Here is a 14,202-nt window from a genome sequence, read left to right on the forward strand (position 1 = left end):
GCTACCGCTTGACCTTGGCGAGGTACTCCTCGCGAGAGAACACGCCCTTCTCGATGAGCAGCTCCACCATGGCCTTGAGGGCCGCGACCTCCTTGCGCTGCACCTCTTCCACGCTGCGCAACAGGTCCGCGGGGCTGCCTCCCGCGCCACCTCGGGCCGCGGGCTCCGGAGCCGGCGCGGGACGAGCGGCGGCGGGCGGGGGCTTGGGCGCGGAGGCCACCGCGGCGGCCGCCGGGTCCAGGTCCTTGAGGTTCTTCACCACCGTGCGGCCCTGGGCGTCCACCACCTTGAAGTTGGTGTCCGCGTCCTCCAGCTCCATGTTCTGCTCGTACAGGCGAGCAAAAGCCCGGGCGATGGAGGAGCGCCCCGCGACGTTCGGGATGATGCGGCACTTGGCCACCGCGCGAAGCTCGTCCAGCATCCGCACGTTGAGCGGGTCGCTCATCGCGACCACCAGCGTCTTGCCCTCGTCACGGAGCTGCAGCGGCAACACCGAGAAGTCCCGCGCCGTCTGCACCGGAATCTTCGCCTTCACGTGCGGCGGCAGCACCTGCACCGAGTCCAGGTTCACCGCCGGCATCCCCAGCTGCTTGGACAGCGCACGCACCAGGATGTCCTCGGAGACGAGGCTCATCCGGACCAGGATCTCCCCCAGCTTGCCGCCCCACTTCGCCTGTTCGGCGAGCGCGGCCTTGAGCTGGCTCTCCTGGAGCACATTCGCCTTGATCAGCAGTTCTCCGAGCTTGATCTGTGCCATGTCGTGGGGGGCACTCTACCCGAGTCCAGCCTCGGCGCTCCTTCTTCGTGCCTGACAGGTCAGGAACCCGGCACTGGGGGTGCTGGCGACTCATGCCCAGCGGCTGGCAGCTCCCTGCCCACGTCATCCACCTCGACGACCTTCGCGCCCTCGGGCGGGGTCAGCTCGTAGAGCGTCAGGTCGGGCCGGCCGTTCAGCTTGATTTGCTGATAGCGAAGCTCCAGCCGCGTGGCCGCCTGCTTCGCGACGAGCTCCACCTTGCCCGGGAAGATGAGCCCCCCGCGCTCGAGGAAGTCGTCGAAGCCCAGGTCATACCCCGGCACTCCCCGCACCTCGCTCTTCACCACGCGCAGATACTTGGGGTGAACCCGGAGCACCTGGGTGGCGGCGCCCCGATAGAGGGTCAGCACGTAGACGCCCTCCTTCGTGTCCAGCTCCAGCGTCTTGCGCTCGGCGGGGATGAGCGGCACCTGGCCCAGCATGATGGCCACCAGCTCCTCGCCCGGCAGGACCACGGGCAGGAAGCGCGAGACGTTCTGCGGGCTCGCGGGGCCCTGATAGAAGGTGTTCCCTTCGGTCTGGTACAGCCCGAAGCGCGTCCCGTCCGCCACGAGGGAGGCGAGCGGCCGGTTGAAGAAGTCGAACGTCTCCAGGTGCAGCAGGGCCGGCCGGGTGACGGCGAGGAACATCCCGATGGTGCCGCTCTGCTGGGGGGACTCGACGCGCAGCTTCGCGTCTCCCTCCAGCGTCACGACATTGTCCTGGTTGCGCCGGACATGCTGATAGACGACGTCGGCGTCGGTGAGCTGCCCTTCCGGCCCGAACTCGATGCGCTTGGGGCAGGCCGAACAGAGCACGACCAGGAAGATTGCGGCGGCTGCGCGGTTCATATCTCCTAGTCTGGGCCATGGCGCCCTGCCAGGTCACCCACCAATGAGCCTGAACGACATCCTGCATTACCTCCGCCTCGGCGGCGTCACCTTGGCGCTGCTCATCCTCGCCTCCGTGGGCGCGCTCGTCGTCGCCGTCGAGCGCCTCATCGCCCTGTGGGGTGTCAGCGAACGCTCCCGCCTGCTGGGCGAGGCGGTCAACAAGCACCTGCTGCGCGGTGACGTCGTCGCCGCCCGCACCGCGGCCGAGCGCTCGAACGCCGTCGCCGCGGACATCTTCCTCGCCGGATTCGACCGCTGGGAGCGCACGCGCGCCTCCGGAGGCGCGGGCGTGGAGGCCGCCGTGGAGCGCGAGCGCGCCCAGGTGGGCCTCAAGCTGCGCCGCAACCTGTGGATTCTCGCCACCATCGGCTCCATCACGCCCTTCGTGGGCTTGTTCGGCACCGTGGCCGGCATCATGCGCTCGTTCAAGGACCTGGGCCTGGACGTGGAGTCGGGCGGCACGGGAGGCACCGGCGCCGTGATGACGGGCATCTCCGAGGCGCTCGTCGCCACCGCCGTCGGCATCCTCGTGGCCGTGCAGGCCATGGTCTTCTACAACTACTTCCAGGCCCGCCTGTCGCGCGTGCTGGTGGAGCTGCGGCTGTTGGGTGACGAGTTCGCGGAGCTGCTCAAGGAGCGCGCCTCGGGCGTGCCCCCGGAGCCCGCGCCCCGTCCCGAGGCCGCCTCCCCCACCCCGCCTCGCACCGACTCGCAGCCGGCCTGAGCCCAGGGGAGAACCACCATGGCCATGGGCAAGACACCGGGGTCCGGTGACGAAGGCGAAGAGGGCGTCTTCGCCGAAATCAACATCACCCCGCTCACCGACATCTTCCTCGTGCTGCTCATCATCTTCATGGTGACCAGCTCCGTCATCGTCCAGCAGGGACCCGGCGGAGGCGCCAAGGCGGGCCTCAAGGTCAACCTGCCCAAGGGCGGCGCCGCGGACGTCACCGCGCGCACCACGGACCTGTCCGTGGCGGTGCTCGCGGACGGGCGCTTCGTGCTGGCCGGCAACGTCGTCAGCCAGGACGAGCTCCAGAAGGCCTTCGACGAAGCCAAGGCGAAGGACCCGGACACCATCGTCATCGTCCAGGCCGACGAGGGCGTCCCCCACGGCACCGTGGTGCACGTAATGGAGCTGGCGAAGAAGGCCGGCCTGGGTCAGCTCGCCATCGGCGTGCGCGAAGGCGAATAGCGCTCCGGAAACACGAAGGCCACCGTCGAAGCCCGTGTCGGCTTCCCGGTGGCCTTCTTGCGTCAAGAGGGGCTCACTGCTTCGTGAGCCCTCTCGAGTCAACGGCCAGGCTCAGACGCCACCGAACGCGGCGTCGGAGATGTCCACGGGGGACGTGTCCTCGAGGGCGATGAGCCGCGCGGCCTGCTCCACGCCGGGCAGCACGTTGCGCGCGTAGAACAGCGCGCTGAACTTCTTGCCGTCGTAGAAGGCGCGGTCCGGGTGGTCCGCCGACAGCGCGGCGGACGCCTTGTCCGCGATGAGCGCCGCGTCCAGCAGCAGCCAGCCCACGGCGACCTCGGACATCATGTTGAGGAAGCGGTTGGCGGACAGCGGAATCAGCGGGAACTTGCCGCCGTCCTGCGACCAGCCGAACAGCATCATCGCGCTGGACATCAGCGCCTCCTGCGCGCTCGCCAGGGCCTTCACCGCGTCGCCGTACACGGGGTTCTCGCGGTGCGCCTCGACGAAGGAGCCCACGTCGCCCATGAACTGCTGGAAGAACATGCCGCCGGCCTGACCCAGCTTGCGGCCCACCAGGTCCATGGCCTGGATGTGGTTGGTGCCCTCGTAGATGGAGAAGATCTTCGAGTCACGCGTGTACTGCTCCACCGGGTAGTCCTGGATGTAGCCGGCGCCGCCGTACACCTGGATGGCCTGCGAGCAGATGCGGTACGCCTGGTCGGAGCCATAGGACTTCACCAGCGGGGTGAGCAACTCCACCTGGCCCTTGTGGTAGGTGGCCGCCTCGTCGTCCTTGCCCGTCAACTGCCGCGCCTTGTCCAGGTGGTGGGCCAGCTTGATGATGAGCGCGCGGATGCCCTCCACGTGGGCCTTCATGTCCAGCAGCATGCGCCGGACGTCCGGGTGCTCGATGATGGCGGCGCGAGGCGCGGTGGGGTCCTTCCACTTGGTGAAGTGCGAGCCCTGCTTGCGGTCCTTCGCGTAGTCCAGCGCGTTGTAGTACGCGGCCGCCGCCAGCGAGACGCCCTGGATGCCCACGGCGATGCGCGCGCCGTTCATCATCTTGAACATCTGGCTCATGCCGACGTGCTCAACGGTGCCGACGAGCTCGCCCAGACAGCCGTCGCTCTCACCGAAGTTCAGCACACAGGTGGCCGAGCCGTTGATGCCCATCTTGTGCTCGATGGAGCCCACGGAGACGTCGTTCGCCTTGCCCGCGCTGCCGTCCGCGTTGATGCGCAGCTTGGGGACGATGAACAGCGACAGGCCCTTGGTGCCGGGCGCGGCGCCGTCGATGCGCGCGAGGACCAGGTGGATGACGTTGTCCGCCATGTCGTGGTCGCCGCCGGAGATGAAGATCTTCGTCCCCTTGATGCTGTACGTCCCGTCGCCGTTGCGGCGCGCGGTGGACTTCGCCGCGCCCACGTCGGAGCCGGCGTGCGGCTCCGTGAGGCACATGGTGCCGCCCCACGTCCCGTTCAGCATGCGCTCCACGAACTGGTGCTGCTGCTCCTTCGTGCCGCACTCGGCGATGACTTCCGCCGCGCCGAACGCCAGGCCCGGGTACATGTTGAAGGCCGAGTTGGAGCCCGATAGCAGCTCCTCCACCGTCACCTGCAGCATCATCGGCGCGCCCTGGCCGCCGTGCTCCGGGCTGACCGACACCGTCTTGAAGCCCTGCTCGTAGAGCTTCTTCCACGCGTCCTTGAAGCCCGTGGGCGTCAGGACCGAGCCATTCTCCACCCGACAGCCCTCGCGGTCGCCCACCGAGTTGAGGGGCCCCAGCACCTCGCGCGCGAAGCGGTACGTCTCCGACAGGACCGCCCGGGCCTCGTCCGAGCCCCAGGCGTCATACGGCGCCTGACCGGCCACCTGGCCGAAGCCGAACTGCTCGAACAACGTGAAGTAAATCTCTCGGAGGTCGATCTTGTAGGTGTTGATGCCGGCGGACATGGCCACTCCTGCGTGTTGGCTCGCTGCCTACCCTCCCCGGAGGGCCTTGGGTCAGCGGCACGAATGAGACACACGAAGTGTGGCGGCGACTGATTTTTGAGTCAACCCTGAATGACACCCTGCGTTGAGGGGCCCGCCTGGGCCCCTCACTTCGCAGGGAGGGAAAGCGCTACTTCTTGGGCTTCTTGGGGGACGGGAGTGTCGCCGTCTTGGCGGCGGGCTTCTCCCGGGGGGCGGTCTTCTTGGAGGTGGCGCCGGTGCGCCGCTCGTCGGAAGCGTCCTCGTCCTCGGTGGCGGGCGAGCCATCGCCTGCTCCCCCACCCGCCGCGGTCGCGGGGGTGTTGGCCAGGCTCTCGCGCGGCACCTCGATGACGATGGGGGACTGACCCGAGCGCTGCCGGTTCTCGTCCTCCAGCGAGTAGAAGAGCTGAATCTGCGCGCCGCCCTTCATCACCAGTTCGCCGCGCTGGTTCTCCGCCCACAGGTCGATATCCACGAAGTAGCGGCCCGCGGTGCCGTGGCGGTTGCTGACGCGGCCCTTGCAGACGACCGTGTCGCCGGGCCACACCATCTTGATGAAGCGCACGTTGTAGCGCCGCATCTGCCCGCCCCGGGCCCAGTCGCTGATGAGCTGGCCCAGCATGCCCATGACGAGCATCCCAGGGGCGTACACGCTCGGCATGCCCACGCTCTTGGCGTAGAGCTCGTCGACGTGGACGGGATTGTAGTCCCCGGAGGCGCCCGCGTAGCGCGCCAGCTGGACGCGGTCCACGGGGGCCTTGGCCAGCGCGGGCAACTCATCGCCGACGCGGATGGCCTCGAAGTAGAGCTTGCGGGCGGGCATCACGGGGTCTCCTTCGTGGCTCGGACGACCAACGTCCGGCGGGCGCGGAACACCAGGTTGCCTTCCTCGTCACGGCCTTCGTCCTCGATGACCGCGATGTCCATCTTCCCGGACATGCCTTGGCGCTCGGAGACGTCCGCGACGCGGGTGGATACGTAGATGCGGTCCCCTGCGAAGATGGGCCGCTCGTAGTCGAAGCCCTGCTCCGCGTGGAGCAGGCTCTTGATGCCCACCCCCAGCAGCTCCCTCAGGTCCGCGGCCGAATGGAACGAGGCCGGGAAGGTGGGCGGAGCGATGATGGTCGGGTAGCCGGACGCACGAGCGTACTCCTCGTCGTAGTAGATGGGATTGTAGTCCCCGATGGCCTCCGCGAAGCGGCGGATGGCACCTTTCTCCACTTCGTTGAGCGTCGGCGGCGAGGCACGGCCGATGGCATTCTTGTCCAGCATTGGCCCTCTCCTGACTCTAGCGTCCGGCCGGAAGCTCGAGCACCGTGAGGAGCCCTGCTTCGGCAGCCGTCAAGCGTGGCGCGGCATTCACCAGCACATTCGCGGTGGCCCGGTCGCCTGCCACTCCCCCCGGGATCTCCAACACCAAACGAGGCTCCGCGTCGATTTCGATGCGGTCCTTCGGTTCATCCGCCCCCATGGCGATGGTCAGTTCCAGTCGGACCCGCTCTTGTCCGTCCTCCAACCCCACCACTGACTGGAACATGCCCGCCACCCGCCCCTTCTTCACGGTAAACGCGCCGCCGAGGATGTCTTCCTCGGCGAAGACGGGGGCTACCTCTTCTTCGTAATCATCACAATCCAACCCCAGGCCCAGGGCCGCGAGTGCCGCGGACTCCACCAGTCCCACGTGGCCGAGTTGCTCACCATCCACCAACTCGAAGAACTCCTCCTCCGTCAGCCCCGCGCCGACCTTGCGCTGCAGCGCCTCGCGCCGGGTGCGCGCGTCCACCACCCGCGTCACCGTGGCGCGCCGCACCGGGCCACACACCAGCCCCGCGGTGGCCACCAGCCGGTCCAGCACGAAGCCCGGGTTGACGCCCGCGCCCAGGATGGAGACCTCCGCGCGCTGCGCGGCCTCGTCCAACTTGTCCGCGAGCTCCGGGTACTTGAGGTACGGGAACGCCAACTCCTCGCAGGTGCTCACCACCGGCAGCCCCAGCTTCAGCGCCGCCAGCAATTGCTCCATCACCTGCGGCAGCCGGGAGCCCGTCGCGTGCAGCAGCACCGCGCCCTTGCGACGCCCCACCGCCTTCTCCAACGAGTCCACCACCTTGACGCGGGGCGCCGGTCCTCCCAGCACGTCTCCCAGTGGACGACCCACCAGGGCGGCGTGGGTATCCACGGCCCCAATCAACTCGACTTCGGGACTGGACAGGGCAGCCTTGGCAATCTCCTGCCCGATGAACCCCAGCCCCATGACCACCACCGGCACCGGCCCTGCTGGGGCTCTAGCCATCGGAGATTGCTCCAGGATTCCAAGGGGTTAGCGATGAAACTCAACCTTGCGGCCCACCATAAATCACACCTTGGCGGGCAGGCAAGCATCACTTGGTTTGGCTGCTCTTGCCCTTTGCAAGAACTTCCAATGATTTCCGGGGCTTGCAACCACAAACGTGGGTGGGGGGCCTGTTAGGGGACCCGGCAAGACGTGTATAAATATAGACAAGCCCGCGACCTGCCGGAGACCCGCCAACATGGACCGCATCCTCGTGGTGGATGACGACGTGCTCATCCTCGCCGCGCTCTCACGGATCCTCGAGACGGAAGGCTACGACGTCGTCACGCACAGCGACCCGGCCCTGGCGGCGCGCGAGGTCGGCTTCAGCGTCGTGCTGACGGACTTCATGATGCCGTACCTCAACGGCATCGAGCTCCTGGGCGTCCTGCGAGAGACCAACCCCAAGGCGGTGCGGCTGATGCTGACGGCGGCGGCGGACTTCCGCGTCGCGTCGGAGGCCGTCAACCGCGGCGAGGTGTTCCGCCTCCTCGGCAAGCCGTGGTCGCTGAGCGAGCTGACGAGCAGCGTGCGACAGGCGGTGGAGCACTACCGACTGGTGGAGACCAACGAGCGGCTGTCGCGCGAGGTGGCGGCGAAGAACGCGGAGCTGGTGGCCATCAACCAGGACCTGGAGCGGCGCGTGGTGGAGCGCACTACGGGCCTGCTGGATGGGCTCATCAGCGCGCTGGACTATCGCGACACGGAGACGCAGTGGCACTCGCGTCGCGTGTCGCTCTACTCGCGCAGGCTCGCGGAGGAGGTCGGCCTCGCGGGCGCGGCGCTCGACGTGGTGGAGCAAGGAGCCCTGCTGCACGACATCGGCAAGATTGGCGTGCGCGACTCCATCCTCCTCAAGCCCGGCCCGCTCACGCCCGAGGAATGGGTGGAGATGCGCAAGCACCCCGAGTTCGGCTACCGGATGATGGCGAAGATGCCCTACCTGCACGAGGCGGCGCTCATCGTCCTCCAGCACCAGGAGCGCTGGGACGGCAAGGGCTACCCGCAGGGGCTCGCCACCGAGGACATCTGCATCGGCGCGCGCATCTTCAGCATCGCCGACACCGTGGACGCCATCACCTCGGACCGCCCCTATCGCAAGGGCCGGCCCATGAGCGTGGCGCGCGAGGAGATCCGCCGCTGCGCGGGGACCCAGTTCGACCCCAACCTCGCCGACGCCTTCCTGCGCATCCCCGAGACGGAGTGGCAGCGCATCCGCCACCAGGTGGAGACGCTCGAGAAGGAAGAGCACGAGCGCTGGCGCAGCCATCCGCTCGGGCCGCCGGAGCCGCTCGCCCGCGCGAGCGGCGCCTGACGTCGCGACCTACGGCAGCGTCACCGCGGTGACCTCACGAATCACGTCGCCCTCCAGCAGGGCGTCCACCGTGTCCATGCCGGACACCACCTCGCCGAAGACCGTGTAGCGGCCGTCGAGGTGCGGCTGGGGTGCGTGTGTGAAGAAGAACTGGCTGCCACCGGTGTCCTTCCCGGAGAGCGCCATGCCCAGCACGCCGCGCAGGTAGGGCCGCCGGGTCATCTCGCAGCGGATGGAGTAGCCCGGGCCACCCTCCCCGTCTCCGCGCGGGTCCCCGCCCTGCGCGACGAAGTCCGGCACCACGCGGTGGAAGGTGATGCCGTTGAAGTAGCCCTTGCGCGCCAGCCCGTACAGGTTGCCGGAGGTCAGCGGCGCGTCCTCGGCATCCAGGCGCACGGTGATGTCGCCCTTGTCCGTGCGCAGCACCAGTCCGGCGCCATGCGGGGCGGCTTCGGGGCGGAAGGTGTCCCGGGGCAGCGCCACGCGCTCGGAGCGCACGGGCTTGCCGGTGACCTCGGTGAGGGCCGTGGCCGCGACGCGACGCACGTTCGCGTGGGGATGCAGCAGCCACTGGCGCATCCGCGGCTCCGCCGCCGCGCCCTCCAGCGCGACGAGCGCACCGGCCACCGGGGCCGCCAGGTCGGGCTCGGCGGGGACGCGGTCGGCCAGCGCCCGCACACCTGGCAGGGTGCTCGGGTCCTTCAACTGCCCCAGCGTCGACGCGGCCGAGCCCGCGACCACCGCGTCCTCGCTTCGCAGCAACTCGGCCACCATCGCCGCTGTCCGAGGCGTGGGGCGCTCGGCCAGGACCTCCATCGCCGTGAGCCGGACTCGCGCGGACGAATGGCTCAGGTACTTCTCCGCGAACTCGGCGGGAGCCTTGTTCCGGGAGAGCGCGACCTCACGCAGGCCCAACGACAGGCTGCGCTCCTCGGACACCCTCGCCCAGCCGCAGCGAAGCACTTCGGCGAGCTCTCCCCGCTGACGGTCCAACGCCGCGGCCAGCCGGCAGTCGAGCCACCCCAGGTCCGCGAGCGCCACCTCCGAGGCCTGGCCGCGCAGTCGCGGGTCGGCGATGGCGGAGCGCAGCGACTCGAGGACGGGCGCGCCGAAGTCCGGCAGCCCTTGCTGCGCCAATGCCAGGAGAGGATGCCCCTCCGCGGAGCGAGCCCGCGTCGCCTCGCGAGGCGCGGAGCCCACCGGCAGCGGCGTCTCCTTCCCCTCCGCCACACGCGCGACCCGGGTCGACAGCGTCTTCAGGACCTCCAGCGGGACACACGGTCCGCTGCACGTGGCCGCGAGCTTCGCGAGCGCACGCGCCGCCTCCGCCGCCACGCGAGGAACCGCGTCATTCAACAGCGCGCCCAACACCACCGCGTCCTCAGGCCCGCCGACATCCCCCAGGGCCTTCGCACACAGGGCCCGAAGGTCGGCGTCTTCATCCGTGAGGCACCGGCGCAGCGAGGGCAGGGCCTCCGCCCGCTTCGCCGTCGCCACCAGGTACGCACCGCCATACCGGGCCGCGACGGGCCGATCCGAGGCCATCAGCGCCAGCGCGGGAGCAAGAGGCACGTCCTTCACCACCGCCGCGCCACCGCGACGGGCCGCCACACCCAGCGACAGCGCGGCACGACCCGCGACTTCGACCTCGCTCCCCTGCATGCGCTCCACCAGTCGCGCGAATGCGTCGGGCGTCGCGAGGCGCCCCAACGCATCGAGCTGGGTGACGTGCACCTGCGCGTCGCGCTCCACCGCCTCGGCCTCCAGCAGTGGCCCCGTGAGCCGCCCCCGCTCCGCGTCCGTGAGCGGCTCCCACGAGAGCGCCAGCTCACCCACCGCGAATGCGGCCTCGCCGCGCACGCGAGGCTCTTCGTGCCGCAGCCCCGCGACCACCGCGTCGAGGGTGGCCACGTCCTGGATGCGAGCGAGCGCCCGGAGCGCCCGAGCGCGCACGCGAGAGTCCGGGGCACCGGTAGCCAGGGACACGAGCTGTCCGTCCCCGAGCGAGCGCAGGTCCTCCCAGTCCTGGATTCGCGACATCACCTCCGGGTCCGGGGGCGCTGTATCGGAGCCTCGTCCGGTGTGGGCACAACCTGAAACCAGGACGAGGAGTGACAGGGACAGGCCGCGGAGGATCGGACGTCGCATGGCCTCGGCCTAGGCCAATTCTCCGCGAAAATCCAGGGGTTAGGCCGCATGCGGTTTGACACGCGCGGCCTGGGGCTCCGAAGATGCGCCTTCGCATCCCTCTGCAGGAGCGCCGGTTCTGAACTGCCCTGGCTGCGGCTCGAAGGTAGCCGCCAACGCATCGATTTGTTCCGTCTGCGATTACATCATCGACGGCTCGTTCCTCTCGGCGGAGCCCCCGGGAGACAACGATGATGAGTCCACGGGCGCGAACGAAGACCCACGCCCGGCACCCAAGCCCGCGGCCCCCGCGCGGCCTCGGCCCGCGAAGTCCTCGGGCAGCAGGCCCCCTCCCGCCGCGAGCGGCGACGCCACCAACGTCCGCAGCGTGGAGGACATCGCCAAGAGCGCCTCCCAGCGCGCCAGTCGGCCCGCGCCCGCGTCTCGCCCCGCGCCCAACACGGCGCCCCGCCGCTCCGCGCCCGCCGCGGCCACCGCCCCCGCGGCTTCCGCGAGCCCGGACCCGTGGGACCGCGCCCACCGACCGGACTCGGACGACGAAGAGAACAACGCCATCGTCGACCCGGACGAGCTCATCCAGGACGCCAAGGACCTGATGGGCGCGATGAGCGTCGGGGACAAGATTGCCTTCTATGGCGCGGGAACGGTCGTCCTCTCGTGCTTCGTGCCGTGGAAGGAGACCGCCGCGGACGGCGACGCACTGGGCTTGATGAGCACGGGCTTCGGCGCGTTCCTGCTCGCGCTGGCGGTGATGGTGACCATCGGCATCCGCGCGCGCGCCACCTTCCCCAACCTCAACCCCGTGGTGCCGTGGATGGGGCAGTTGGTCACCACCATCATGTGCGTCATCTGGTGCGTCGTGTTCATCAAGGTGTCGTCGGACACCACGCTGGTGCCCTCGCCCATCGGCAACTCGGAGATGATGAACTCCTCGCCCAGCTTCGGCGTCTTCATCGGCCTGCTGGGCGCGATTGCCGCGCTGATTGGCGCGTTCCTGGGCCTGAAGAGCCGCAACCAGGACTGACGCGGGCCCATCCGCGCGCACCTCACGAAAGGGGTGCCGCGCGGAGCCACGTCGTTCTAGCGTCCCGCCACCATGTCCGACGCCTCGCCCCTCTCCCGCCTCACCGCCGCGCTGAGCGGAACCGTCTTTGGCCAGCCGCGTGTGCTCGCCGACCTGGTGACGGCCTTCCTCGCTCGAGGCCATGTGCTGCTGGAGGGTGTCCCAGGCGTGGCGAAGACGCTCACCGCGCGCAGCATGGCCGGAGCGCTGGGGCTGCTCTTCACGCGCATCCAGTTCACCCCGGACCTGATGCCGGCGGACATCCTCGGCACCAACGTCTTCCAGCCGCAGGACAACGTCTTCCGGCTGGTGAAGGGCCCCATCTTCACCGAGGTGCTGGTCGCGGATGAAATCAACCGCACCCCGCCCAAGGCCCAGGCCGCGCTGCTCGAGGCGATGGAGGAGCGGCAGGTCACCATCGACGGCGTCACCCACCCGCTGCCGCCGCACTTCTTCGTGGTGGCCACGCAGAACCCGCTGGAGCTGGAGGGCACCTATCCCCTCCCCGAGGCCCAGCTCGACCGCTTCCTCATGCGCGTGCGCGTGGGCTACCCGGAGGGCGACGCGGAGACGACCATGCTGCGCGCCTTCCACCAGCGCGAGGGGCGCCCTCCCTCGGTGGACCGCGTACTCGACGCCCCCACGCTGATGGAGCTCCAGGCGCGCGCGGCCCGCGTCACCTGCGATGACTCGATTCTCCAGTACGTCGTCGCCGTGGTGCGGGACACTCGCGCCAGCTCCCGCGTGCGCCTGGGCGCCAGTCCCCGCGCCGCCCAGGCCCTGCTCGCCGCGGCCAAGGCTCGCGCCGCGCTGATGGGCAACGACTTCGTCACCCCCGACGACGTGAAGAGCGTGGTGCCCAGCGTCCTCAACCACCGCCTGCTCCTCAAGGCCGAGGCCGAGGTGGAAGGCGTCACCGCGGACGACGTGCTGAAGCAGACGCTCGAGCGGGTGCGGGTCCCTCGGTGAGGCAGGGGCGGCCGGTCCCCACGGGCCTCGCCGTGGCGCTGTTCGCCGGAGGGCTCGTCCCCGCCGCGCTGACCGTGGCCAGTCCCACCTTCGGCTGGCTCGCGCTGGCGATGAACGTGGCCGTGCTCGCCCTGTGCGCCGTGGACTTCCTGCGCGCCCCCCGCGCCGAGGACGTGAAGGTCTCTCGCGAGGTGGAGCCCATCCTCTCCTCGGGCACTCGCAACGCCGTGCACTGGGTGTTCGAGCGGCTCGACCCGGGCCCCTCCCCCTTGCGCGTGGAGGTCCGCGACGAGCCCCCCAGCACCGTCGTCAGCACCGGCCACCGCCAGTCCCTCACCCTGGCCCCCCGGAGCACCGCGCCCTCGCGGCTCACCTACTTCGTCACCCCTCCCTCTCGAGGGGATGCGCACTTCGGCGACCTGCACCTGCGCCTGTCCGGCCCGCTGGGCCTGTGCGCGAGGCAGGTGCGAGTGCCCGCGGCGCAGTCGGTGAAGATCTATCCGGACCTCACCGCGCTCTCGAAGGAAGCCCTCACGCTGGCGCGCTCCTCCGACGCGCCTTCCGAGCGCACCGTGCGACGCCGCGCCTCCGAGGGCCGGGAGTTCGAGTCCCTGCGCGAGTACCGCCCCGGCGACGACTACCGCCACATCGACTGGAAGGCCTCCGCGCGCCACGCCCACACGCTGGTGCGCACGTGGCAGCCGGAGCGGCACCAGCCCATGTTGCTGCTGCTCGACTGCGGGCGGCACATGGCCGGCAAGGTGCGAGGCCGGCGAAAGCTGGACCACGCCGTGGACGCGGCGCTCCGCCTCGCGCGCGTGGGCCTGGACGCGGGCGACGTCGTGGGCGTCATGGCCTTCTCCAGCGACGTGCTCACCTTCCTCCCCCCGCGCAAGGGCCACGAGCACCTGCGCCTCATCACCGAGTCGCTCTACCGCGCCGAGGCCGCGCTCGAGGAGAGCGACTACGGCCGCGCCTACGACTTCGCCTTCGCCCGGCAGACGCGCCGCACACTCGTCGTGCTCTTCACGGACCTGGTGGACCCGGACGCCTCCTCGGCGCTGCTCACGCGGACGCTGGCCCTGCGTCCCCGGCACCTGCCCGTCGTCGCCTCGCTGCTGGACGAGGACGTGCGCGCCGCCGCGACTCACGTGCCCGAGGAGGTGCAGGACGCGTACTCGCGACAGGCCGCCTCGCGGCTGGAAGCGGAGTTCCGCCGCACCGCCAGCACCCTGCGCGACGCGGGGGCCCTGGTGGTCCGAGCCCCCGCGCAGGGCTTCGGCGCGGCCACGCTCAACGTGTATCTGGACGTCAAGTCTCGCGGACTCCTGTAGTCCTCGCGGTGATGTCCAGCGGAAAGTTCGTGTGACAGGCACATACGGCGCGCGCGCGCGTCGCTCACGAAGAAGCATGCCAATCGCGCGGAGGCCGATTTTTCGGCCTCGGAAACGACCCCCTTTACACCGTGCCCTCCGTCAACAAAATGGCCGGTCTCTTTCGCCCCCCTTTCGGTGGGC

At 69.8% G+C, this 14,202-nt stretch carries 14 protein-coding genes; 6 read left to right on the plus strand and 8 right to left on the minus strand.

Annotation, left to right across the window (positions count from 1 at the left end; translation table 11 throughout):
• Position 1: 1 nt before the first annotated feature.
• On the minus strand, positions 2–757 hold the full coding sequence (locus tag MYSTI_RS25365; protein ID WP_015350660.1) for a cyclic di-GMP-binding domain-containing protein, MshE-related: 756 nt from the start codon (positions 755–757) through the stop codon (positions 2–4).
• Between the two features lie 59 nt (positions 758–816).
• Positions 817–1,647, minus strand: coding sequence for a DUF4292 domain-containing protein (locus MYSTI_RS25370; RefSeq protein ID WP_015350661.1), 831 nt, complete (start codon positions 1,645–1,647; stop codon positions 817–819).
• Positions 1,648–1,690: 43 nt separating this feature from the next.
• On the opposite strand from MYSTI_RS25370, the gene MYSTI_RS25375 reads away from it, so the two are divergent.
• Together MYSTI_RS25375 and MYSTI_RS25380 are read left to right on the plus strand one after the other, a co-directional pair.
• The gene (locus tag MYSTI_RS25375; RefSeq protein WP_015350662.1) at positions 1,691–2,413 is read left to right on the plus strand and encodes a MotA/TolQ/ExbB proton channel family protein; all 723 of its coding nucleotides are present in this window, start codon (positions 1,691–1,693) and stop codon (positions 2,411–2,413) included.
• Positions 2,414–2,431: 18 nt separating this feature from the next.
• Complete coding sequence (locus tag MYSTI_RS25380) at positions 2,432–2,884, plus strand: ExbD/TolR family protein (protein ID WP_015350663.1); 453 nt, start codon at positions 2,432–2,434, stop codon at positions 2,882–2,884.
• A 111-nt stretch (positions 2,885–2,995) separates the two neighbouring features.
• On the opposite strand, the gene MYSTI_RS25385 is transcribed toward MYSTI_RS25380, so the two are convergent.
• The 4 genes from MYSTI_RS25385 to MYSTI_RS25400 all read right to left on the minus strand — a co-directional run bounded on the left by MYSTI_RS25385 (position 2,996) and on the right by MYSTI_RS25400 (position 7,151).
• A complete protein-coding gene (locus MYSTI_RS25385) occupies positions 2,996–4,840 on the minus strand; it encodes an acyl-CoA dehydrogenase (protein ID WP_015350664.1) in 1,845 nt (614 codons plus the stop codon).
• A 169-nt stretch (positions 4,841–5,009) separates the two neighbouring features.
• Complete coding sequence (locus MYSTI_RS25390; protein ID WP_015350665.1) at positions 5,010–5,684, minus strand: MaoC family dehydratase; 675 nt, start codon at positions 5,682–5,684, stop codon at positions 5,010–5,012.
• The gene (locus tag MYSTI_RS25395; RefSeq protein ID WP_015350666.1) at positions 5,684–6,133 is read right to left on the minus strand and encodes a MaoC family dehydratase N-terminal domain-containing protein; all 450 of its coding nucleotides are present in this window, start codon (positions 6,131–6,133) and stop codon (positions 5,684–5,686) included. The genes MYSTI_RS25390 and MYSTI_RS25395 overlap by 1 nt, the downstream gene beginning before the upstream one ends.
• Positions 6,134–6,149: 16 nt before the next feature.
• The gene (locus tag MYSTI_RS25400) at positions 6,150–7,151 is read right to left on the minus strand and encodes an NAD(P)H-dependent amine dehydrogenase family protein (protein ID WP_015350667.1); all 1,002 of its coding nucleotides are present in this window, start codon (positions 7,149–7,151) and stop codon (positions 6,150–6,152) included.
• A 238-nt stretch (positions 7,152–7,389) separates the two neighbouring features.
• Between MYSTI_RS25400 and MYSTI_RS25405 the strand changes: the two genes are divergently transcribed.
• Positions 7,390–8,505 carry an HD domain-containing phosphohydrolase gene (locus MYSTI_RS25405; RefSeq protein WP_015350668.1) on the plus strand — a complete coding sequence of 372 codons (1,116 nt, stop codon included), beginning with the start codon at positions 7,390–7,392 and terminating at the stop codon, positions 8,503–8,505.
• 9 nt (positions 8,506–8,514) lie between these two features.
• Here the strand turns inward: MYSTI_RS25405 and MYSTI_RS41960 are convergent, their stop codons facing one another.
• Positions 8,515–10,653 carry a peptidylprolyl isomerase gene (locus tag MYSTI_RS41960; protein WP_015350669.1) on the minus strand — a complete coding sequence of 713 codons (2,139 nt, stop codon included), beginning with the start codon at positions 10,651–10,653 and terminating at the stop codon, positions 8,515–8,517.
• Positions 10,654–10,833: 180 nt separating this feature from the next.
• Positions 10,834–11,031 carry a hypothetical protein gene (locus MYSTI_RS44845; RefSeq protein ID WP_233277953.1) on the minus strand — a complete coding sequence of 66 codons (198 nt, stop codon included), beginning with the start codon at positions 11,029–11,031 and terminating at the stop codon, positions 10,834–10,836.
• On the opposite strand from MYSTI_RS44845, the gene MYSTI_RS25415 reads away from it, so the two are divergent.
• The 3 genes from MYSTI_RS25415 to MYSTI_RS25425 all read left to right on the plus strand — a co-directional run bounded on the left by MYSTI_RS25415 (position 11,021) and on the right by MYSTI_RS25425 (position 14,019).
• Positions 11,021–11,677, plus strand: a complete 657-nt coding sequence (locus MYSTI_RS25415) for a hypothetical protein (protein WP_233277954.1) — start codon at positions 11,021–11,023, stop codon at positions 11,675–11,677. The genes MYSTI_RS44845 and MYSTI_RS25415 overlap by 11 nt on opposite strands.
• Positions 11,678–11,749: 72 nt before the next feature.
• Positions 11,750–12,685, plus strand: coding sequence for an AAA family ATPase (locus MYSTI_RS25420; protein WP_015350671.1), 936 nt, complete (start codon positions 11,750–11,752; stop codon positions 12,683–12,685).
• Entirely contained in the window at positions 12,682–14,019 is a 1,338-nt protein-coding gene (locus tag MYSTI_RS25425) for a DUF58 domain-containing protein (protein ID WP_015350672.1), read from the plus strand. The genes MYSTI_RS25420 and MYSTI_RS25425 overlap by 4 nt, the downstream gene beginning before the upstream one ends.
• The last annotated feature ends 183 nt before the right edge of the window (positions 14,020–14,202 follow it).

This window comes from Myxococcus stipitatus DSM 14675, assembly GCF_000331735.1.
GTDB classification, from domain to species: domain Bacteria; phylum Myxococcota; class Myxococcia; order Myxococcales; family Myxococcaceae; genus Myxococcus; species Myxococcus stipitatus.

Coding starts and splice junctions, on each gene's coding strand:
- MYSTI_RS25420 (WP_015350671.1), top strand. CDS start 11,750: ATGTCCGACGCCTCGCCCCTCTCCCGCCTCACCGCCGCGCTGAGCGGA.
- MYSTI_RS25385 (WP_015350664.1), bottom strand. CDS start 4,840: ATGTCCGCCGGCATCAACACCTACAAGATCGACCTCCGAGAGATTTAC.
- MYSTI_RS41960 (WP_015350669.1), bottom strand. CDS start 10,653: ATGCGACGTCCGATCCTCCGCGGCCTGTCCCTGTCACTCCTCGTCCTG.
- MYSTI_RS25390 (WP_015350665.1), bottom strand. CDS start 5,684: ATGCCCGCCCGCAAGCTCTACTTCGAGGCCATCCGCGTCGGCGATGAG.
- MYSTI_RS25405 (WP_015350668.1), top strand. CDS start 7,390: ATGGACCGCATCCTCGTGGTGGATGACGACGTGCTCATCCTCGCCGCG.
- MYSTI_RS44845 (WP_233277953.1), bottom strand. CDS start 11,031: ATGTCCTCCACGCTGCGGACGTTGGTGGCGTCGCCGCTCGCGGCGGGA.
- MYSTI_RS25365 (WP_015350660.1), bottom strand. CDS start 757: ATGGCACAGATCAAGCTCGGAGAACTGCTGATCAAGGCGAATGTGCTC.
- MYSTI_RS25400 (WP_015350667.1), bottom strand. CDS start 7,151: ATGGCTAGAGCCCCAGCAGGGCCGGTGCCGGTGGTGGTCATGGGGCTG.
- MYSTI_RS25370 (WP_015350661.1), bottom strand. CDS start 1,647: ATGAACCGCGCAGCCGCCGCAATCTTCCTGGTCGTGCTCTGTTCGGCC.
- MYSTI_RS25375 (WP_015350662.1), top strand. CDS start 1,691: ATGAGCCTGAACGACATCCTGCATTACCTCCGCCTCGGCGGCGTCACC.
- MYSTI_RS25395 (WP_015350666.1), bottom strand. CDS start 6,133: ATGCTGGACAAGAATGCCATCGGCCGTGCCTCGCCGCCGACGCTCAAC.
- MYSTI_RS25380 (WP_015350663.1), top strand. CDS start 2,432: ATGGCCATGGGCAAGACACCGGGGTCCGGTGACGAAGGCGAAGAGGGC.